At 70.7% G+C, this 19,921-nt stretch carries 23 protein-coding genes; 9 read left to right on the top strand and 14 right to left on the bottom strand.

Annotated features, from left to right (window positions below):
- Nucleotides 1-159: 159 nt before the first annotated feature.
- Together JWQ91_RS09305 and JWQ91_RS09300 are read right to left on the bottom strand one after the other, a co-directional pair.
- A complete protein-coding gene (locus tag JWQ91_RS09305) occupies nt 160-465 on the bottom strand; it encodes a hypothetical protein (RefSeq protein ID WP_297782763.1) in 306 nt (101 codons plus the stop codon).
- Between the two features lie 724 nt (nt 466-1,189).
- The gene (locus tag JWQ91_RS09300; protein ID WP_297782762.1) at nt 1,190-2,044 is read right to left on the bottom strand and encodes an aldo/keto reductase; all 855 of its coding nucleotides are present in this window, start codon (nt 2,042-2,044) and stop codon (nt 1,190-1,192) included.
- A gap of 173 nt (nt 2,045-2,217) precedes the next feature.
- Between JWQ91_RS09300 and JWQ91_RS09295 the strand changes: the two genes are divergently transcribed.
- Nucleotides 2,218-2,814 carry a GNAT family protein gene (locus tag JWQ91_RS09295; RefSeq protein WP_297782761.1) on the top strand — a complete coding sequence of 199 codons (597 nt, stop codon included), beginning with the start codon at nt 2,218-2,220 and terminating at the stop codon, nt 2,812-2,814.
- Between the two features lies 1 nt (nt 2,815).
- Here the strand turns inward: JWQ91_RS09295 and JWQ91_RS09290 are convergent, their stop codons facing one another.
- Nucleotides 2,816-3,226 carry a hypothetical protein gene (locus JWQ91_RS09290; protein ID WP_297782759.1) on the bottom strand — a complete coding sequence of 137 codons (411 nt, stop codon included), beginning with the start codon at nt 3,224-3,226 and terminating at the stop codon, nt 2,816-2,818.
- A 72-nt stretch (nt 3,227-3,298) separates the two neighbouring features.
- On the opposite strand from JWQ91_RS09290, the gene JWQ91_RS09285 reads away from it, so the two are divergent.
- The gene (locus tag JWQ91_RS09285; protein WP_297782757.1) at nt 3,299-3,772 is read left to right on the top strand and encodes a PGPGW domain-containing protein; all 474 of its coding nucleotides are present in this window, start codon (nt 3,299-3,301) and stop codon (nt 3,770-3,772) included.
- A 2-nt stretch (nt 3,773-3,774) separates the two neighbouring features.
- On the opposite strand, the gene JWQ91_RS09280 is transcribed toward JWQ91_RS09285, so the two are convergent.
- Nucleotides 3,775-4,371, bottom strand: a complete 597-nt coding sequence (locus JWQ91_RS09280) for a hotdog domain-containing protein (RefSeq protein ID WP_297782755.1) — start codon at nt 4,369-4,371, stop codon at nt 3,775-3,777.
- Nucleotides 4,372-4,374: 3 nt separating this feature from the next.
- Nucleotides 4,375-4,671, bottom strand: a complete 297-nt coding sequence (locus JWQ91_RS09275; protein WP_297782752.1) for an antibiotic biosynthesis monooxygenase — start codon at nt 4,669-4,671, stop codon at nt 4,375-4,377.
- 104 nt (nt 4,672-4,775) lie between these two features.
- Here JWQ91_RS09275 and JWQ91_RS09270 point away from each other — a divergent pair, with 104 nt between their 5' ends.
- The 5 genes from JWQ91_RS09270 (at nt 4,776) to JWQ91_RS09250 (ending at nt 9,899) form a co-directional block, all read left to right on the top strand.
- Entirely contained in the window at nt 4,776-6,308 is a 1,533-nt protein-coding gene (locus tag JWQ91_RS09270) for an AMP-binding protein (RefSeq protein ID WP_297782750.1), read from the top strand.
- Nucleotides 6,309-6,381: 73 nt separating this feature from the next.
- Complete coding sequence (locus JWQ91_RS09265) at nt 6,382-6,684, top strand: hypothetical protein (RefSeq protein WP_297782748.1); 303 nt, start codon at nt 6,382-6,384, stop codon at nt 6,682-6,684.
- A 1-nt stretch (nt 6,685) separates the two neighbouring features.
- Nucleotides 6,686-7,888, top strand: coding sequence for a putative T7SS-secreted protein (locus JWQ91_RS09260; protein ID WP_297782746.1), 1,203 nt, complete (start codon nt 6,686-6,688; stop codon nt 7,886-7,888).
- Complete coding sequence (locus JWQ91_RS09255) at nt 7,885-8,547, top strand: hypothetical protein (RefSeq protein WP_297782744.1); 663 nt, start codon at nt 7,885-7,887, stop codon at nt 8,545-8,547. The genes JWQ91_RS09260 and JWQ91_RS09255 overlap by 4 nt, the downstream gene beginning before the upstream one ends.
- Nucleotides 8,544-9,899, top strand: coding sequence for a hypothetical protein (locus JWQ91_RS09250; protein ID WP_297782742.1), 1,356 nt, complete (start codon nt 8,544-8,546; stop codon nt 9,897-9,899). Before JWQ91_RS09255 ends, JWQ91_RS09250 begins: the two co-directional genes overlap by 4 nt.
- A gap of 9 nt (nt 9,900-9,908) precedes the next feature.
- On the opposite strand, the gene JWQ91_RS09245 is transcribed toward JWQ91_RS09250, so the two are convergent.
- Complete coding sequence (locus JWQ91_RS09245) at nt 9,909-10,991, bottom strand: acyl-CoA desaturase (RefSeq protein ID WP_297782740.1); 1,083 nt, start codon at nt 10,989-10,991, stop codon at nt 9,909-9,911.
- 157 nt (nt 10,992-11,148) lie between these two features.
- The gene (locus JWQ91_RS09240; RefSeq protein ID WP_297782738.1) at nt 11,149-14,529 is read right to left on the bottom strand and encodes a pyruvate carboxylase; all 3,381 of its coding nucleotides are present in this window, start codon (nt 14,527-14,529) and stop codon (nt 11,149-11,151) included.
- A gap of 132 nt (nt 14,530-14,661) precedes the next feature.
- Here JWQ91_RS09240 and JWQ91_RS09235 point away from each other — a divergent pair, with 132 nt between their 5' ends.
- Together JWQ91_RS09235 and JWQ91_RS09230 are read left to right on the top strand one after the other, a co-directional pair.
- Nucleotides 14,662-14,898, top strand: a complete 237-nt coding sequence (locus JWQ91_RS09235) for a winged helix-turn-helix domain-containing protein (protein WP_366521366.1) — start codon at nt 14,662-14,664, stop codon at nt 14,896-14,898.
- On the top strand, nt 14,843-16,240 hold the full coding sequence (locus JWQ91_RS09230; protein ID WP_366521365.1) for an alpha/beta fold hydrolase: 1,398 nt from the start codon (nt 14,843-14,845) through the stop codon (nt 16,238-16,240). Before JWQ91_RS09235 ends, JWQ91_RS09230 begins: the two co-directional genes overlap by 56 nt.
- Here JWQ91_RS09230 and JWQ91_RS09225 read toward each other — a convergent pair.
- The 7 genes from JWQ91_RS09225 to JWQ91_RS09195 form a co-directional block, all read right to left on the bottom strand.
- Nucleotides 16,227-16,400, bottom strand: a complete 174-nt coding sequence (locus JWQ91_RS09225) for a hypothetical protein (protein ID WP_297782736.1) — start codon at nt 16,398-16,400, stop codon at nt 16,227-16,229. The two genes, JWQ91_RS09230 and JWQ91_RS09225, sit on opposite strands and share 14 nt — an antisense overlap.
- 128 nt (nt 16,401-16,528) lie before the next feature.
- Nucleotides 16,529-17,008 carry an RDD family protein gene (locus tag JWQ91_RS09220; RefSeq protein ID WP_297782734.1) on the bottom strand — a complete coding sequence of 160 codons (480 nt, stop codon included), beginning with the start codon at nt 17,006-17,008 and terminating at the stop codon, nt 16,529-16,531.
- 34 nt (nt 17,009-17,042) lie between these two features.
- The gene (locus tag JWQ91_RS09215; protein ID WP_297782732.1) at nt 17,043-17,171 is read right to left on the bottom strand and encodes a hypothetical protein; all 129 of its coding nucleotides are present in this window, start codon (nt 17,169-17,171) and stop codon (nt 17,043-17,045) included.
- Nucleotides 17,172-17,287: 116 nt separating this feature from the next.
- Nucleotides 17,288-17,671, bottom strand: a complete 384-nt coding sequence (locus JWQ91_RS09210; protein ID WP_297782730.1) for a MerR family transcriptional regulator — start codon at nt 17,669-17,671, stop codon at nt 17,288-17,290.
- Nucleotides 17,671-18,798 (bottom strand): molecular chaperone DnaJ, encoded by a 1,128-nt coding sequence (gene dnaJ / locus JWQ91_RS09205; protein WP_297782728.1) that lies wholly within the window; start codon nt 18,796-18,798, stop codon nt 17,671-17,673. The genes JWQ91_RS09210 and dnaJ overlap by 1 nt, the downstream gene beginning before the upstream one ends.
- 17 nt (nt 18,799-18,815) lie before the next feature.
- Nucleotides 18,816-19,394: a nucleotide exchange factor GrpE gene (gene grpE, locus JWQ91_RS09200; protein WP_297782726.1), complete on the bottom strand. Its 579-nt coding sequence runs from the start codon at nt 19,392-19,394 to the stop codon at nt 18,816-18,818.
- Nucleotides 19,391-19,921: Hsp70 family protein (locus JWQ91_RS09195; protein WP_297782723.1), on the bottom strand; the 531-nt coding region annotated here is incomplete at its 5' end. The genes grpE and JWQ91_RS09195, both read right to left, overlap by 4 nt.

Here is a 19,921-nt window from a genome sequence, read left to right as displayed (position 1 = left end):
AGCCGTACAACTTCGGCGAGCGCGAAGCGGTGCGATGCGACGGCCCGCTGCACCAGTGCGTGAACCATGTCGTCACGTGAGGTTCTGGCAACCGGGGCGTCTGGGTGTCGTGCCGGCGGCCCCAGCTCAAACCATGAGCGAGTTCGGCGCCGCTCCCCCTTAGGCCCCTCGCCCGGTCTCCTTGACCAGTTGGGCAACCCTGGCCTTGGACAAAGATGTCGCAGCCGCGATGCGGTCGTACGACCAGCCCTGCGCGCGCAGCTCCCTGACAGCCTCAAGGCGCACGTCGGCGAACTGCTCAAGCTCAAGGTCGAGCTGAGCGAAGAAGTCGTTGACCGCCTTGATGCGGTCCACCGCCTCGACCAGACCACCTAGCGCGCGCGACTCCTTCAGTAGCGCTGCCTCCAGCTCGGCCGACACGATGCCCTTGCGGGCACCAGCACGGTTCTGACGACGGGAAGGCACTCAGCCAGTTCAGTCCGTATAGACATCTACACGGTTGGAGACTCGCAGAACACCGTCCACCGACCACGTGCGGGCAGGGTCCAGGCGCTACTCAGTACCCCTGCGCGGCCGCGGAAGTCCACGAGACAACGCGCCTTCGCGCTGTCGCGGAGGCACCCTGGAGGGGGTGGTCATCAGCGGGCTTGCCGGGCGACGCGCCGTTCGCGAGCGAGTTCGGCGTCGCGCGGATCGCGGATCCTCCCGCCCGGCGGCCCGTCAGTGGTCGCAAGCGCCAAGGCTGTAGGCCTGACCCGCCCTTGCTCTCGAGCTACTGGAGGCACAACTCTGCCTCCACCTACGACTCTAAGCATTGAAGTGGCTCCCGTCACGACCTCAGATGACGGGGTGCAGCCCCAGTAGACGACGAACTTCTCAGGTAGACGAGGCACGCGTCTCAGAGGCTCTGTCGGAACACGACGGCGCGCAGGGTGTGACGTCGATGTGACATGTCACCCGCATAACCACAGGTCAGACGACATTTTCCGAGAGCGGCAACAGATCACCCAGATCTACGAGGGCACCAACCAGGTGCAGCGCGTCGTCATGGCCCGCCAGCTCCTCGCCGGGGTGCAGTCCAAGCTCTGACCCGTCCACCGGGGACCGACGATGAGGGGTTGGGGTGGCGATCACTACCCCGACCCCTCATCTTCGGGCGGTCCTTCCTCGGTGCGGCCCGGTGACGCCGTCAGTCGTGGCGTGAGCCGAGCCAGCTGACCATCGCGGGATCGCGGTGGTCGAAGAACTGGCTGCTCCCGTCCTCGAGCGTCGCGATCCGCGCCATGTCGTCGTCGCTCAGGCTGAAGTCGAAGATGTCGAGGTTCTCGGCCATGCGGTCAGGGCGTACGGACTTCGGGATCGCGACGACCTCGCGCTGCACGAGCCAGCGCAGCACGACCTGGGCGACGGACTTGTCGTACGTCTGACCGATCGCGCCGAGGACCGGATCGGTGAAGAGGTTGTTGCGGCCCTCCGCGAACGGCCCCCACGACTCGATCTGGACGCCGCGCTCGCGCATCAGCGCCTGGTCGGCCTCCCGCTGGTGGAACGGGTGGGTCTCGATCTGGTTGACCGCCGGCGCGACCTCGTTGTGGTCGATCAGGTCGACGAGCCGGTCGGGGTGGAAGTTGGAGACGCCGATCGCGCGGGCCGTGCCGGCGGCGAGGATCCGCTGCATCGCGCGCCACTCGGCGTAGTAGTCGCCGAGCGGCTGGTGGATCAGGTAGAGGTCGACGTGGTCGAGTCCGAGTCGGTGCAGGGAGGCGTCGAAGGCTCGGTGCGTGTTGTCCTCGACGCTGCCGGTCCGGGCGTGCTGGATCCAGAGCTTGGTCGTCACGAAGATCTCGTCCCGGGCGATGCCGCTGGCCCGGATCGCGGCGCCGACGGCCACCTCGTTGCCGTAGCCCGCCGCGGTGTCGACATGCCGGTAGCCCGCCGCCAGCGCGGCCTCGACCGCGGCCTGCGTCTCCTCGGGCGGGATCTGGTAGACGCCGAAGCCGAGGATCGGCATCTCGACACCGTTGCTGAGCGTGACGTCGTGCATCGTGTCTCTCCTCACCAGGACGGGCCGCACACGCAGACCCACTCCCAGAGAACACCACCGGGCGTCGACCCGGGAGTCCCTGTCGTGACCGGTGCCGCGCGTGGACCTCCCGAGGACCCGCCAGTCCTGCGGGATCCAGTCGAACCTCTGACCGGTCGCCGTACGCTGGTCGGGTGACGGGACGACTCCACGACGCCGCTGCGGCGACCTCGCCCCTGGACACCGTCGACTGGCCGGTCCGCACCGACCGCCTGGTGCTGCGGCGCCTGCTCCCGACCGACATCCCCGCGATCTTCGCCTACCGGTCGGTGCCGGAGGTGTCGGAGTGGATCGGCAGCGCCGTCACCGACGTCGACGCGATGGCCGACCGGTTCGGTGACGGGTCGACCGCGGTGATCGTCGAGCACGACGGCCGTGTCGTCGGTGACCTGATGGTCAGGGTCGAGGACGCCTGGGCCCAGCACGAGGTGGCCGACGGCGCGGTCGCGTCCCAGGCCGAGCTGGGCTGGACCTTCGACCCGGGCCACCGCGGTCGTGGGCTGGCGACCGAGGCCGTCGAGGCCCTGCTGCGGATCTGCTTCGACGACCTCGGCCTGCGCCGGGTCGTCGCCGAGTGCTTCACCGACAACGAGCCGTCCTGGCGGCTGATGGAGCGGCTCATGATGCGCCGCGAGGCCCACCACGTGAAGAACTCCCTGCACCGCGACCACGGGTGGCAGGACGAGTACCTCTACGCCCTGCTCGCCGAGGAGTGGCGCCGGCGGGCGTGACCTACTTCGAGGCCAGCACCTGCACGTGGCAGGTGCCACCGTCATCGGGTGCCGGGACCTTCTTGATCATGAACCCGACCGACCCACCGGGAGCGACGCTCGGCACCTGCCGGGTCTTGGCGCGCTCGGCGCCGCCGGTCGCGCTGCCGATGTAGACCGTGACCTGGAACGTGGCCTTGGCCTTGCTGGTGTTGGCCAGGACGCCCTTGGCGGTCCAGTCATCGTCGTCGTTCTTCTCGCAGCGGAAGCCGGACAGCGACTGGGGTGCCGGCGTGCCAGTGGCCGGCACGGTCGAGACGGCGGCCGCCGGAGGTGTCGTGGCGGTCGTCGTCGCGGGCGCCTTCGCGGCCGGTTCCTCGGCCCCCCCGCACGCACCGAGGAGCAGCAGGAGAGCCACCGCAGCCGTACGCATGAGGTCATCTCATCACGGCCGGGCCTCCTCGGCGTGGAGGCGCACCCTCGGGCCTGCCTGTAGCGTCGCGGCATGGAATCCCGGAGCGTGGCACGTCGGCTCACGATCGAGATCGTCGGCTGGACCCTCGTGGTCGTCGGCATCGCGGCGCTGATCCTGCCCGGCCCGGGACTGCTGGGGCTGTTCGCCGGCCTCGCGGTCCTGTCCCAGCAGTACGACTGGGCCGAGCGCCGGCTCCAGCCCGTCAAGGTCGCGGCCTACAAGTCGGCGGCGGACAGCGTGCAGACCTGGCCGCGGATCGTCGCGAGCTGCCTCGGCGCCCTGGGGATCGCGGCGTTCGGCGTCGTGTGGATCGTGGGTCCGGACGCGCCGGGCTGGTGGCCCGTGCGGGACTCGTGGTGGCTGATCGGGGGCTGGGGCACCGGGGTCACGCTGATCGCCTCGGGCATCTTCGCCCTCGCCGTCATCGTGTGGAGCTTCCGCCGCTTCCGCGGTCTCGAGGACCACGAGGCCGAGGCGGAGCGCATCGCCCGCGAGGACGGCTGAGGCTAGGCCGTCGGGTCACGCACCACGACGAACAGCGCGTCGGCCTCGGCGCAGAGCGTCTCGCCGACCCACATCTCGCCGCGCAGGAACCGCTTGCGCCCCTCCACCCGGTCGACCCAGGCCACGACCCGCACCGGGGTGTCGACCGGAACGGTCGCCCGGAAGTCGGTCTTGAGGTACGCCGTCCGGCTCGCGGCGCGGGACTGCGTCACGGCGAGCACCCCGAGCACCTCGTCGAAGATCGTCAGGATCGTGCCGCCGTGCGCCGAGCCGCCACCGCCGAGGAAGAACGCACCGAACGTCACGGTCCCCTCGATCTTGTCGCCGTCGAGGCTGTCGACGACGAACGGCGGGACCGCCGGGTGCCCGCGGACGGGGAGGGACAGGGTGCGCCCGGCCAGCCGCTCGAGCTCCGGCACCGCCATCGGGGTCAGCGTGTCGGTCCAGCCGCGGAGGTCCTCCGCGAGACGGTCGAGCAGCTCGGGTCCGGGTGCCGCCGAGGCCAGGGCGTCGTGGAAGGCGTGCAGCGCGTCGAGCACCGAGCCGTACGCGCGTACCTGCGCCGGGCTGGCGGGGCTCGTGAAGGTCGACCAGCTCATCCCTCAGACGGCCCGGTCGATCTCGAACCAGGTCAGCACCGGAGCGGCCGCCAGCAAGGGGCCGAGGTCCGTGATCGCGCCCGGGCCCGCGCGGAACTCGCGGTAGGCCGCGTCGTGCTCGGGGCTCTCCCACGTCTCGTACGCGATCCAGTGCGCCGGGTCGGCCCGGTCGACCAGCACGTCGACACCGAGGTTGCCCTCGAACGCGCGGGTCTCCGCCAGCACCCGGGCCAGGATCGTCCGGGCGTCGTCGAGGAGCTCGGGCCTGAACCGGAGCTCGAGGGTGGCCGTGATCGCCATGGGGTTCCTTCGGTCGAAAGTGTGACGTCAGGCTAGACCGCAACCCGGCCGCAACGAGCGACCGGGTAGAAAGGAGTGACCCGCGTCATATCTGGAGGCCCCCTGTGTTCTTCCCCCTCACCGTCCGCGACTTCCTGGACCGTGCCGTCACCGTCTACCCCGACCGGGTGGCCGTGGTCGACGAGCCGAACCAGCCGGCCGAGTCGTGGGGTGAGATCACGTACGCCGAGATGGGCCGTCGCGCCGCGGCGCAGGCGGCGACCCTCGACGAGCTGGGCGTCCCGGTCGGCGGCCGGGTCGCGATCGTGTCGCAGAACTCCGCCCGCCTACTGACCTCGTTCTACGGCGTCTCCGGCTGGGGCCGCGTGCTGGTACCGATCAACTTCCGGCTCGCGGTCGCCGAGATCCGCTACATCGTCGAGCACTCCGGCGCCGAGGTCCTGATGGTCGACCCCGACCTGCAGCACCTGGTCGACGAGATCGACTGCAAGCGCATCTTCGTGCTGGGCGAGGACGACGACAAGATCTGGGGGTCGACCGCCGAGCCCCAGCCGTGGGAGGGCGACGAGAACGCGACTGCGACGATCAACTACACCTCCGGCACGACGGCCCGACCGAAGGGCGTCCAGCTGACCCACCGCAACAACTGGCTCAACGCGACGGTGTTCGCGCTCCAGGCCTCCGCCTCGGACCGCGACGTCTACCTGCACACGCTGCCGATGTTCCACGCCAACGGGTGGGGCTGGCCGTTCGCCCTCACCGGCGTCGGTGGCCGGCACATCATCATCCGGCAGATCGACGGCACCGAGATCCTCAGGCGGGTCGAGCAGCACGGCGTCACGGTCATGTGCGCCGCCCCCGCCGTCGTCGCCGCCGCGCTCGACGCGCTCAAGACGTGGGAGGGCGAGGTCCCCGGTCGTGACCGGGTCCGCATCATCGTCGCCGGCGCGCCCCCGCCGACCCGGACGATCGAGCGGGTCCGCGAGGAGCTGGGCTGGGAGTTCATCCAGATCTACGGCCTCACCGAGACCTCGCCCCTGCTGACGATGTCCCGCATGCGGGAGGAGTGGGACGACCTCGACGCCCACCAGCAGGCGGTCAACCTGGGCCGGGCCGGCGCGCCCGCGCTCGGCGTGCGGATGATGATCGACGACTCCGGCGAGGTCCTCGCGCGGTCCAACCACAACCTCGCGTCGTACTGGGAGAACCCCGAGGCCACCGCCGACGCGCTGGCGGGCAACTGGTTCCACACCGGCGACGGCGGGACGTTCGAGGACGGCTACATCACGATCGCCGACCGCAAGAAGGACGTCATCATCACCGGCGGGGAGAACGTCTCCTCGATCGAGGTCGAGGACGCGCTGATGTCGCACCCGTCGGTCAAGGAGGTCGCCGTCATCGGCATCCCCGACGAGAAGTGGGGCGAGCTCATCACGGCCCTCGTGGTCCTGGACCCCGACGAGGACCCCGTGGACGACGCGGGCCTCATCGCGCACTGCCGGACGCACCTGGCGGGCTACAAATGCCCCAAGCGGATCGACTTCCGCGACGAGCTGGCGCGCACCGCGACCGGCAAGCTGCAGAAGTTCAAGCTCCGCGCGGAGTTCTGGGCCGGGCACGACCGCCAGGTCAACTGACCCCTCGGGCGGTCGGGGCCCGCCGATTTCGTGGATACACTGCTCGGCAGACATCCGGGACCGGGGGGCCTCCATGAGTGACCTGTACATCGACGGCGCGATGCTGGACCGCGTCAAGACGAACTTCAAGAACATCGAGAGCCTGCTGCGCGGCCCAAGTCGCGCGATGAAGGATCTCGACGCCACCGAGGTCGGCCCCTCGAGGCTCGAGGCTCGCATGGACGAGTTCAGCGACGACTGGGACTACGGCATCGGTCAGCTCGGCGAGTTCGCCGACTCCGTCGTCGAGGCGCTGCAGTCGATCGCTGACGCCTTCGACAAGGCCGACACCGATCTCGCCGCCGCCCTCGAGAACCCCACGCCGAAGGACGCCTGACGTGAGTGCCACGTCGAAGGCCGACTACCCCACGCTCGGCTTCGACCCGGCCCCCGGGGACACCGACGCGGTCGCGACGATCTCCACGACGCTGCGCAACGTGTATGACGCGATGAACGAGATCTCCAACGTGCTGCACGGCGCCGCCGACGGCGAGTGGCGCGGCGGGGCCGCGATCGCGTTCCGTGACCTGCTCGACGATGACGTCCGCCCCAAGATCGACACGTGCGTGGAGGCATTCGACAACGCCCACTCGGCGCTCTCGACCTGGGCGACGAGCCTCGACGGCTACCAGTCGCGGGCCGCCAGCTACGAGAAGTGGGCCGCCGAGGCCCAGGCCGAGGCCGACGCCGCGCAGGCGACCCTCGACGGCCTGCCGCCCAAGCCGGCGCCCGGTGTCCCCGCGCCCGCGGACAAGGCGGACCGCGACAAGCAGAGCGACGACGCGAGCAGCCGCACCGCGAGCACCAAGGCGCTCGGCGAGGCCAACGACGCGGTCGAGCGCTACCGCGGATACGCCCGCGACATGCTCCGCAACGAGTACGAGCCCGAGGGGCGCTCCCACGCCGACAAGCTCAAGGACGCGATCGACATCGCCCCCGAGGAGCCGGGCTGGTTCTCCAAGGCCATCGACTCGATCGGCGACTTCGTCGACACGATCAAGGACAAGCTCGACGACCTGGACGACTGGGTCATCGAGAAGCTGCACGAGCTCGCTCCGCTCCTGCAGGCGATCGGCGACATCGCCGGCCTGCTGTCCGGCATCCTCGGGCTGCTGTCGCTGATCCCGTTCCTCGCCCCGTTCTGCGGTCCCGCTGCCCTGGCGCTCGCCGGCGTGGCCCTGCTGACCCACTACGCCGCCCGGGTCGGCGAGACCGGGAGCTTCGGCAAGCCGTTCACCGAGGCCCAGTTCTGGCTCGACTCCGCCTCCGTGGTGCTCGGCGCGACCGGCCTGGGGATCGGCGCGAAGATGTCGCGTCTGGCGGTCAGCGCTCGGGGCACGGGCGCCACCGCGCCGACCTTCTTCAAGCTGATCCAGGGCGGGACGTACACCGCCACCGAGATGAACTACCTGCTCGGCAGCTGGAAGGTCACCCAGGCCTCCACGATCCTCGACGGCCTCCAGGCCCCCGGCGGCGTGCAGTCCACGATCGACACCATGACCGGGAAGAAGCCCATGACGCAAGGACCCGTGGTCAGATGACGCAGCCATTCGACGGCACGTACGAGCTGTTGGTGCCGACCGGGCTGTTCAACGTCCTCGAGCCCGAGGACCGCGCGGAGGCCACGGTCGCCTTCGCGGCGTTGTTCACCGAGATGTTCCCGTCGATCGTCCAGGACGAGCTCGACGCGCTCGTCGACGGAATCCTGCGCTGGCGGGACCTGCTGCTCGACCGCGGCATCATCTTCCACGGGGTCGTCGGCGTCCCGGCCGGCTACGAGTTCGAGGGTCACGTGTTCGGCGCCGCGCACTGGCACATCTTCGCGGGGGTCGTGGCCGTGTCGCCCGACCAGGAGCTCGACGAGGGCGCGGTCGCCGCCAGGATCTTCGGCCACCACTTCACCAAGCCCGGCACACACACCGAGTCGTTCGAGACGACGATGGGCTGGGGTGCCGGCGTCATCACCGAGATCGACACCGTGCCCGGGGCCGCCACCCGCCCCGACGTCCTGCCCCTCCCCTCCCAGATCGCTGTCGCGGCCGTGATGTCGGGAGCCGCTAGCAGCGACCGAGCCCTGCTGGTCGTCGGCCTCGCCGCCGACGTCGCGCAGAAGCACGAGATGGCCGCGGTCGTCGGCCTCATGGGGGGCAAGTCGACCATCGAGGTCAGCGAGATCGAGCCCGCGGGCACGGCTTCATGACCGGCCTCCTCGACGTGGGGGGCGTGACGAGCCGGGGCGAGCTGCTCCGCCGGGCGGACGCGGAGATCGCTGCGGCCGACCGGGCGCTGACGTCGCTGCGCAGGACGCTGCCCGTCGTCGTGTGGTCGTTCGGCCTGATGGTCATGCTCTTCGTCCAGGGCGGCGCCGACCTCGACTCCAACGACGCCGCGTTCGCCTTCCTCCCCGCCCTGGTCATCCTGTGGTGGCTCGTCGCCCGGGTCGTGCCGGGCAAGGCCTTCATCGGCCACCTCGTCGCCTTCGTCGTGATCGTGGCGGTCGGCTCGGCCACCACCCCGGTCGTCGACGAGCTCGACGGCGCGGCCGCACGGACGTTCTTCCTCGTCGTCTGGGCGGCGCTGGCGATCGGCGTCGCGTGGAACGGATGGACGTACATCGCCACCGGTCGACGTCTCCTGGCCCGGATCGACACCGCGCGATCCCTTCGCCGCGACCCCGCCCTGCTGGGGCTCGACGCCTCGGATGTCACCCCGGAGATCGCCACGGTGCACGACCTGCGGGACCGGGCCGACTACGACGAGGTCGTGGGCAAGGTCGTCGCCCGGCACATGGGGCGCCTGTTCGAGCTCCGCACGATCCAGCCGGTCTTCGCCCTGATGGTCACGGGGGTCATGGGGCTCGCCTTCCTCCTGGCCCCGCTCGTGGGTCTCGACGACAGCGCCTGGGCGCCCGCGTCGGCCGTCAGCGGCCTGCTCCTGCTCGTCCCCTGGGCCTGGGCGGGGATCGTCGACATGAACCAGGCGATCCTCGGCCGGCAGGTCGAGGCCAACCAGGTCACGGTCGAGAGTCGTCTCTACGCCGTGCGCCGCCACCGCACGCGCAGCGCGGCCATCCGGACCTCACGTCGGCCGTCGCTGCTCGGCAGTCCCGCGGGACTGCTCCTGCTGGTCGCCTGGATCGGCATCCTCGTCGTCCGGATCCGCACGTCGAGCGGTCTCGCGATCCTGCTCGCGCTCGCCCTCGTGCTGGTCGTCTCGGCCTGGTTCTTCGCGCGGTACGTTCGCCTGTCGCGGCAGGCCCGGGTCTTCCCGCTCGCCGGTAGCGGCGACTCGGTGCTGCAGGCCCCGGCCCGCGAGATCGTGCTGGACCTCGCGGCCGACGGCCTGCGCATCTCGGACGAGTCCGGGCGGGCCGAGCCCCACGTCGTGCCGCTGGACGACATCATCGCGGTCGAGCCCCTCACGGGCCTGTCGGCGATGTCCCGCGATGGCGTCGGGATCGTCACGAGGGATGCGCCGATCGTCCTGGCCGGGCGCAGCATCCACGACGACCCGGCGATCGTCGAGCTCCGCCAGCACCTCGCCGACCGCTGAGAGCCCGCCCTACTGCGGGGCGCGGAGCTGCGCCGAGAGCGGGCAGTCGAACGGGTCACGGGCGCGCAGGCCGACGTTGTTGAGGTAGTCGACCACGATGGCGTACGAGTGGAACAGCCCGACCTCCACGTAGTCGATGCCCTCCCGCTCGCAGTGCGCCCGGACGAAGGGCTGCGCCTTGCGCAAGTTGCACCGCGGCATGTTGGGGAAGAGGTGGTGCTCGATCTGGTAGTTGAGCCCGCCCATCGCCCAGTCGACGACCGGGTTGCCCTTGACGTTGCGCGACACCATGACCTGGCGACGCAGGAAGTCCAGCTTCATCTCCGGCGGGATGATCGGCATGCCCTTGTGGGCCGGCGCGAACGACGCGCCGAGGCAGAAGCCGAACACCGCCATCTGGATCGCGAAGAACGCGACGGCCTTGCCGAGCGGGAGGAACGTCAGCAGGATCGCGACGTACGCCGTCAGGCGGGTCACGACGAGGAACAGCTCGACCCGGCGCCACGGCTGGATGGACGTCACGTCGCGGGCGGCACGGATGCTCTCGGCGTGCAGGTTGAGCCCCTCCAGCGTCAGGAGGGGGAAGAACAGCCAGCCCTGGCGCTGGACGAACCAGCCGGCGAACCCGGTGGTGCGCTGGGCGACGATGCCGGGGGTGAACGCGATCGCACCGGGACCGATGTCGGGGTCGTAGCCCTCGAGGTTGGGCCCCTTGTGGTGCATGTTGTGCTTGGCCCGCCACCAGGCGAAGCTCAGCCCGGCGAACGCCCCGGCGAGGATGCGCGCGGTCCAGGAGTTCCACTTCGCCGACGTGAACATCTGGCGGTGGGCGGCGTCGTGGCCCAGGAAGCCGAACTGCGTCACGATGACGCCGAGCGCCCCGGCCAGGATCAGCTGGAACCAGGAGTTGCCGAGCAGGAAGAAGCCGACCCAGATGCCGAAGAAGGCCGCGACGTGGACGCCGATCTGCAGCCAGTAGTAGACGTGCCGGCGCTCGAGCAGGCCCTCGTCCCGGACCGTCTGGACCAGCTCGGTGAAGTGGCTGACGTACTGCTCGCCGGCGCGCGGATCGATCTGGGCTTCCTGCGTCATCTGCGGCCACTCCCCACGGCACGAGCCGTCGGCAGCTGGACGCCGCGGACTGGCTACGTACGTCCACTGTGGCACGGGTCAGGGTCGTTCGCGCCGCGAGAACGCTGTGAACTTCGCGAGAACAGTGCAGACAGCCAGTCGCCGTTCGGGCCCGGCGTCAGCCCAGCTCGAGGAGCAGGTCCCCGCCCTCGGCCTGACGGGTGTCGACGATGACGAGCCGCGCGACGGTCCCGGCGTTGGGGGTCGTGATCGAGGCCTCCATCTTCATGGCCTCGATCGTGGCGACGGCCTGGCCCGCCTCGACGGTGTCGCCCTCCGCGACGAGCGCGTGGACGACGCCGGCGAACGGGACCGACACGTGCTGCGGGTTGCCGGCGTCGGCCTTCTCGGCCGTCGCCGCCTTGGAGTCGACCGACCGGTCCCGGACCTCGGTGGGCCGCAGCTGACCGTTGATCGTGCCGAGGACGTTGCGCATCCCGCGCTCGTCGGCGTCGCCGATCGCCTCGACGCCGAACAGCAGGAGAGTGCCCTCCGACACCTCGACCTCGGTCTCGACGTCCTGCTGGAGCCCGTAGAGGAAGGCGTCGGTCGGGACGGTCGTGAGGTCGCCGAACTCGGCGCGCGCCTTCTCGAAGTCCTCGGTCGGGCCGGGGAAGAGCAGCCGGTTGAGGGTGCGCCGCCGATCCTCGAGCAGGCCGGTCCGGTCCGCGGCGGTGAGCTCCTCGACCCGTGGCTTGGTGTTGCGACCCTCGAGCGCCTTGGTCCGGAACGGCTCGGGCCAGCCACCGGGCGGGTCGCCGAGCTCGCCGGACAGGAAGCCGATGACGGACTCGGGGATGTCGAACGACGCGGGGTCGTCCGCGAACTCCTGTGGGTCCGCGCCCACCGCGACGAGGTGCAGCGCGAGGTCGCCGACGACCTTGGACGACGGGGTCACCTTGACGACGTTGCCGAGGATGTCGTTGGCCGCGGCGTACATGTCCTCGATCTGCTCGAACTTCTCCCCCAGCCCCAGCGCGATCGCCTGCTGGCGCAGGTTGGACAGCTGGCCGCCGGGGATCTCGTGCCGGTAGACCCGGCCGGTCGGCGCGGGCAGCCCGGACTCGAACGGGGCGTAGAGGCGGCGGGTGGCCTCCCAGTAGGGCTCCAGCGCGTTGACCGCGTCGATGTCCAGACCAGTGGTGCGGTCACCGAAGTTGGTCGCCGCGACCAGGGCTGACATCGGCGGCTGCGAGGTCGTGCCGGCCAGCGCCGCCGACGCCGCGTCGACCGCATCCACACCGGCCTCGATCGCCGCGACCAGCGTCGCGAGCTGGCCGCCGGGGGTGTCGTGCGTGTGCAGGTGCACCGGCAGGTCGAAGCGCTCCCGCAGGGCGCGCACGAGCGTACGGGCGGCGGGCGCCCGCAGCAGCCCGGCCATGTCCTTGATCGCCAGGACGTGGGCCCCGGCCTCGACGATCCGGTCGGCCAGCTCGAGGTAGTAGTCGAGCGTGTAGAGCGTCTCGGCGGGGTCGGACAGGTCGCCGGTGTAGCAGAGCGCCACCTCGGCGACCGCCGTCCCGGTCGCCCGCACGGCCTCGATCGCCGGCCGCATCTGGTCGACGCCGTTCAGCGCGTCGAAGATCCGGAAGATGTCGATGCCGGTCGCCGCGGCCTCGGCAACGAACGCGTCGGTGACGTCGGTCGGGTACGGCGTGTAGCCGACGGTGTTGCGTCCGCGCAGCAGCATCTGCAGGCACACGTTGGGCGCCGCCTCGCGCATCGCGGCGAGCCGCTCCCACGGGTCCTCCTTGAGGAAGCGGAGGGCGACGTCGTACGTCGCACCGCCCCACGCCTCGATGCTCAGCAGCTGCGGGGTCATCCGCGCGACGTACGGCGCGACCTGCACCAGGTCGCGGGTGCGCACACGGGTCGCCAGCAGTGACTGGTGCGCGTCGCGGAACGTCGTGTCGGTGACCCCGACGGTGTCCCGCTGCCGCAGCGCCGCGGCGAACCCCTCGGGGCCCAGCTCGACGAGCAGCTGCCGGGAGCCGTCCGGCGGGGGCGAGGTCAGGTCGACCAGCGGCAGCTTGGACACCGGGTCGACGCTGGTCGGCGAGCTGCCGTGCGGCTTGTTGACCGTGACGTCGGCCAGCCAGGACAGGATCTTGCCGGCGGGGTCCACGGCGCCATGGGCGTCGAGGAGCTCGGGGTGCTGCTCGATGAACTGGGTCGTGACCCGGCCGGCCCGGAAGTCCGCATTGGCCAGCAGACCCCGCACGAACGGGATGTTGGTCGAGACCCCGCCGACGTGGAACTCGCCCAGCGCCCGCTCCGCCCGGGTCACGGCGGCCTCGAAGTCCCGGCCCCGGCAGGTCAGCTTGGACAGCAGCGAGTCGAAGTGGGCACTGACGACGGCACCGGTGAACGTCGTCCCGCCGTCGAGGCGCACGCCCGGACCGCCGGGCGACCGGTAGGACGTGATGGTGCCGGTGTCGGGGCGGAAGTCGTTGGCCGGGTCCTCGGTCGTGATCCGGCACTGCAGCGCGAATCCGCGGGCCTTGATGTCGCCCTGCACGTCGAGGCCGAGATCGGCGAGGGTCTCGCCGGCGGCGATCCGCATCTGGGCCTGGACCAGGTCGACGTTGGTGACCTCCTCGGTCACGGTGTGCTCGACCTGGATCCGCGGGTTCATCTCGATGAAGACGTAGCGACCGTCGGCACCCAGCAGGAACTCGACCGTCCCGGCGCACGAGTAGTCGATCGACCGGGCGAACTTCACCGCGTCGGCGCACATCGCCTTGCGGGTGTCCCGGTCGAGGTTCGGCGCCGGCGCGATCTCGACGACCTTCTGGTGCCGGCGCTGCACCGAGCAGTCCCGCTCGCGCAGGTGCACGACGTTGCCACGCTGGTCGGCGAGGATCTGGACCTCGATGTGCCGGGCGTCGACGACGGCCTCCTCGATGAAGCAGGTCGGGTCGCCGAAGGCGCCGTCGGCCTCGCGCATCGCGGCCTCGATCGACTCGCGCAGCCGGTCCGGGTCGTCAACCCGGCGCATGCCGCGACCACCGCCGCCGGCGACCGCCTTGACGAACAGCGGGTACGTCAACGCGTCCGACGCCCTGACCAGCTCGTCGACGTCGGCGGACGGCTCGACCGACCGCAGGGTCGGCACGCCGGCGGCCTTCGCCGCGGCGATCGCGGTCGCCTTGTTGCCGGTCAGCTCCAGGACCTCCTTGGGCGGTCCGATGAAGGTGATGCCGGCTCGCTGGCACGCCTCGGCGAGGTCCGGGTTCTCCGACAGGAAGCCGTAGCCGGGATAGACCGCGTCGGCGCCGGCGGAGACCGCCACCGCGACGATCGCCTCGGGGTCGAGGTACGCCCGCACGGGGTGCCCGCGCTCCCCGATCTCGTACGCCTCGTCGGCCCGGACCCGGTGCTCGGAGCCACGGTCCTCGTACGGGAAGACCGCGACGGTCCTGACCCCCAGCTCGTTGGCAGCGCGGATCGCACGAATCGCGATCTCACCACGGTTCGCGACGAGAATCTTCTGGAACACCAGGTCATCCTTGCTCAGAGGGGCGGTGATCCCAAGGTAGCGTCCATCCGCGAACCCTCGATTCCGAGGGTGTCCTCACGTTCTTGCCGACGCCCCCTGCCGTGGCGGCCTCCCCGGTGTCACGATGGGGAGGTGGTGATCGGGCTGGGCGAGGACATCGAGATCGACGAGGCCCTGTTCGAGGTACGTCGATCGGGCCGGGCCGTGCCGATGGAGCCGCAGGCGTTCGACGTCCTGCTCCACCTGGTGCGCCACAGCGACCGGGTGGTCCCCAAGGAAGAGCTCATGGACACGATCTGGGGCGGTCGCTTTCGTGACCGAGACGACCGTGGCGAGCCGGATCAAGCAGGTGCGCCGGGCGCTCGGTGACGATGGGCACTCCCAGCGGCTCGTGCGTACGCTCCACGGTCGCGGCTACCGCTTCGTGGCGGGCGTGCTGGACGGCACCGCCCCCGCACCGGGGCTCCCGGCGCCCACCGCCCGCCCGCCGGTCAGGTACACGATGAGCGACGGGCTCCACATCGCCCACCAGGTGACCGGCGGGGGCGACACCGACATCGTCCTCATCCCCGGGTTCGTGTCGCACCTCGACATCGACTGGGAGGACGAGCGTCACGCGCACTTCCTGGACCGCCTCGGGACGCTGGGCCGGCTGATCCGGTTCGACAAGCGCGGCACCGGGATGTCCGACCGTCCTCCGGGTGTGCCGGACCTCGAGACCCGGATGCACGACGTGCTGGCGGTGATGGACGCCGCGGGCTCGGAGCGGGCCGTGATCTGCGGCTACTCCGAGGGCGGACCGATGGCGATGCTGCTCGCGGCGACACACCCGGAGCGGGTCTCGGGACTGTCACTGTTCGGGACGTACGCCCGCCGGACGTGGGCGGCGGACTACCCGTGGGCGCAGACCGTCGAGGAGCGCGCGGCGTACACCGCGCACATGGTCAACGGCTGGGACTGGGAGGAGGACCTGCTGCAGCGCTGCCCGTCGGGGGATGCGGCGATGCAGGCGTGGTGGTCGCGGCGGATCCGTGCCGCGGCGACACCGGGGACGATCCAGGCCCTGATGGACATGAACTCGCTGGTCGACGTCCGCGAGCTGCTCCCGCGGCTCCGCGTCCCGACCCAGGTCGTGCACCGCCGCGACGACCGGCTCTTCAGGCCGGAGGAGGCCGCCTTCATCGCCGAGCGCATCCCCGGGGCCCGGCTCGTGCTGCTGGACGGCACCGATCACCTGCCCTGCGGCCAGCCGGATCAGCTCCTCGACGCCATCGAGCCGTTCATCGCCGCGAGGCCCAGCCCCGCCCCCCACCTCGCCCTGGCCGCCGTCGCGGCACCGCACGGGGACGGCGCGGCCGACCTGATGGAGCGGCTCGTGACGGCCGGTGGCACGCGGCGCGTCGCCGTGACCGGGGCACCCGTCATCACGTTCGACGGTCCGGCCACCGCGGTGCGGGCGGGGACCGCCTCGGTCCACGCCATCGCCGGGACGGGTCTCGGCCTCGCGATCGCGGAGATCCGGGCCGACGGCGGACCCATCACCGGCGGTCGCGTCGAGCGGGCGATCCTGCTCGCCGCGCACGCCGACGGCGGGGAGCTGCTGGTCGACCAGATGGCCTCGCTGCTGCTCGCCGGGTCGGGCATCGACCTGGCGTCGCACGACGTGGAGACGGCCCCGGGGGTCCGGCTCCCCGCGTTCAGCGTCTCGTAGCGCGCAGGGCGGTCGCGGTCACGGCGGCCCGCTGGTGGTCCCAGCCGAAGCGGGCCTGCAGCGGGTCGAGCCCGTGCCCGTCGTACCTGAGGTCGTGGACCAGTGTGCGGAGGAGGAGGGCCAGCAGCACGACAGCCACGGCCAGTGGGAGGAGGAACATGAGTGGCTCCGAAGGTGGGATGACGCCGGCAGCGGGAGTGCTGCCGACGTCATCCACGTTCGTCGAGCCGGCCCGTCAGGACATGGAGTCGACGGGGAGGTCGTGTGGAGAGATCGTGGAGATGCCCGTCAGACCTTGTAGGCGCGCGACGACAGGAGCATGTCGGCGAACGTACGGTTCTCCTTGTCCCACAGCGGCCACAGGAACCCGAGGTAGCACGGGATCGCGTCGAGGATGTGGGCCAGCTGGCGGACGAACGTCATGCCCGCACCCAGCGGCTCGGAGGAGCTCTCCTTGTAGACCGCGATGCCGAGGATCTTCTTGCCGATCGTCTGGCCCCTGGTGCCCTGCAGGTAGAGGACGTTGTAGACGAAGAACGCGATCGCGAAGACGTAATAGATCGCCGCACCGGCACCCGAGAGCTGGAACGAGAAGCTGTTGTCGCCCGTGTCCGACGTGCCGAAGAGCATCACTGCCAAGAAGAAGACGACGACCGTCGGAACCGCGTCGATGAGGGTCGCAGCGACACGGGATCCCCAGCTGGCAAAGCTGCGGCCGGCACTCGGCTGGGGCGGCTGCGGGGGCGGGGCGGGGTAAGGGCTGGCCATGGGAGTCTCCTGATCGCGATACGGAAGCGACAACCTATCGACTATCGGTGCCGCGCGCACCCGATCCGGACATCGCCACGAGGTACCGGGCGTGCCGCAGCGCGGTGATGACCGCGCCCGCGGCGAAGATGTCACCGCCCGTCCGGCGTCCCACGTCGATCACGGCGGTCCGCGTCGGCGTGCTCGCTGTCCACGACGAGTGCCGTGAGGTCCTACGCCGAGACGAATCCGACCCGGTCATGCAGGGACCGCACGCTCATCGGGGGTCCGCGCCGGTGGTCAGCGAGGTCTGCTGAGCTTGCGCCAGATCACGACCTGGTTGTCGGCGATCAGGGCGGGCAGGTTCTGCGGCAGTCGGGCGGCCGCGAGCTCGGCGTTGAGCTCGGCGACCCGCTCCTGCAGGGCGAGGACCTGGTTCTCCAAGTCGATGACACGCCGGACCCCCTCGAGCCCGAGCCCCTCGGCGGTCAGCCGGGCGACGGTGCGGAGCAGCTCTATGTCGCGCAGCGAGTAGCGCCGGCCGCCCCCGCCGGTGCGCCCCGGGGCCACGAGACCCAGTCGGTCGTACGTCCGCAGGGTCTGTGGGTGCAGTCCCGACAGCTCGGCCGCGACGCTGATCACGAAGACCTTGGCCTCGGGACCCGGTCCCTGGAAGTCCGACATCAGCCCACCGCCTCGAACAATCCGTCGCGGGGCGATGCCGCACCGCGAGCGTCGCGCAGGGTCTCGACCGCTGCCTTCTCGACGTCCGAGAGCTCGCTCGGCACCTGGACCTCGACCGTGACCAGCAGGTCGCCACGACCGCCGGCCTTGGTCGACCCGCCCCGGCCGGTCGCGCGGAACGTCCGCCCGGTGGGCGTGCCGGCCGGGATCTTGATCCGGACCGGCGGGCCGTCGAGCGTCGGCACCTGGATCTGCGCTCCGAGCGCCACCTCGTCGAACGTGACCGGCACCGTGATCGTCAGGTGGTCGCCCTTGCGGCCGAAGAGCTGGTGCGGCGCGACGTGGACCACGAGGAACAAGTCGCCGTTGGGGCCGCCGTTGTCACCCTTGCCACCCTTGCCCTTGAGCCGGATGCGCTGCCCGTCCTTGACGCCCGGGGGAACCTTGACGTTGAGCGTCCGGGCCGACGGAGCGCGACCGGACCCGCGGCAGATGTCGCACGGGTGCTCGACGATCAGGCCCCGGCCGCGACACTCGTCGCACGGCTCGGTCATCGCGAACAGGCCACCGGCGGCGCCGGTCTGCATGCCGCTGCCCTGGCACTTGGGGCAGACCTTGGGGGTCGTGCCGGGGCGGGCGCCCGTGCCGTGGCACGTCGCGCACGCCTCGTCGCTCGTCATCCGCAACGGGAGGGTCGCCCCATCCACGGCCTGCTGGAAGGTGATCGAGGCCTCGGTCTCGAGGTCGTCGCCCTTGCGGGGCTGCGGGCGCTGCCGCCCGCGGGCCCGCCCGCCACCGCCGAAGAGGCCACCGAACAGGTCGCTCATGTCGAAGTCCTGCGGACCACCTGCGCCGGGCGGCCGGAAGCCGGTGTTGCCCCCACGGAACTGGCCGAACATGCTGCGCTGCTCGTCGTACTCCTTGCGCTTGTCCGTCGACGAGAGCACGGCGTAGGCCTCGGAGATCTCCTTGAAGCGCTCCTCGGCCGCCGCGTTGCCCGGGTTGGAGTCCGGATGGTTGTCACGCGCGAGCTTGCGGTAGGCCTTCTTGATCTCGTCCTGCGACGCGTCCTTCTTGACCCCGAGGGTCTTGTAGAAGTCCTTGGTCGCCCAGTCACTCGCTGCCATCCCGTCCCCCTTCCTGGTTACTTGTCTTCGGTGTCGCCGGTGTCGGCAGAGTCGACCGGCTCTGACTCTTCCGGAGCCACGGCCGCGGCCGGGTCGACGACGCCGACCGTGGCCGCACGGAGCACCCGGTCGCCGACCTTGTAGCCCGTCCGCATGACGCTGTGGACCGTCGTCGTGTCGACGTCGGCCGACTCGCCGGCGTGGAACACCGCCTCGTGCAGCGACGGGTCGAAGGGCTCGCCCTTGTCACCGAACGACTCAAGCTTGTGCTTGGCGACCGCCTGGTGCAGCGCGTCGGCGACGGCCTTGAAGCCGCCCTCGAGCTCGCCGTGGTCGGCGGCACGCCGGATGTCGTCGAGCACCGTCATGAGCGACTGCAGGACATTGGCCTCGCCCTGGGCGCGGACGAGCTCCCGGTCGCGGTCGACCCGGCGCTTGTAGTTGACGTACTCCGCCTGGAGGCGCTGCAGGTCGAGCGTGCGCTCGGCCAGCTGCTCCTCCACGGTGGGCTCGGCCGGGGCCGAAGCCTGCTGAGTCTCCTCAGCAGGCTCCGTCACCTCGTCCTCGGGGACCGAGCCGGTCTCGGGCTCGGTCACTTCTTGTCATCCGCGTCGTCGTCGACGATCTCGGCCTCGACGACGTCGTCGTCGTCATCGGCCGCGTCGGCGGTCGGGGCGTCAGCACCGGTGGCCTCGGCCTCCGCGGCGGCCGCGGCATACATCGCCTCGCCCATCTTGGAGCTGGACTCACCGAGCTTGGTCACGGCAGCCTGGACGGCGTCGGCGTCCTCACCCTTGAGCGCCTCGTTGAGCGCGTCGAGGTCGGTCTGCACCTCGGCCTTGACCTCGTCGCCGACCTTGTCGCCGTTCTCCGCGAGGAACTTCTCGGTGGAGTGCGACAGCGACTCGGCCTGGTTGCGGGTCTCGACCTGCTCACGGCGCTTCTTGTCGTCCTCGGCGTACTGCTCGGCGTCCCGGACCATCTTGTCGATGTCGTCCTTGGACAGGGCCGAGCCGCCGGTGATCGTCATCGACTGCTCCTTGCCCGTGCCACGGTCCTTGGCGGACACGTTGACGATGCCGTTGGCGTCGATGTCGAACGTCACCTCGATCTGCGGCACGCC

Origin of the sequence: Aeromicrobium sp., from assembly GCF_025965075.1 — a bacterium.
Classification (GTDB): domain Bacteria; phylum Actinomycetota; class Actinomycetes; order Propionibacteriales; family Nocardioidaceae; genus Aeromicrobium.
The sequence above is the reverse complement of the archived record's forward strand: the minus strand, read 5'-3'. Positions and strand labels throughout refer to the sequence as shown.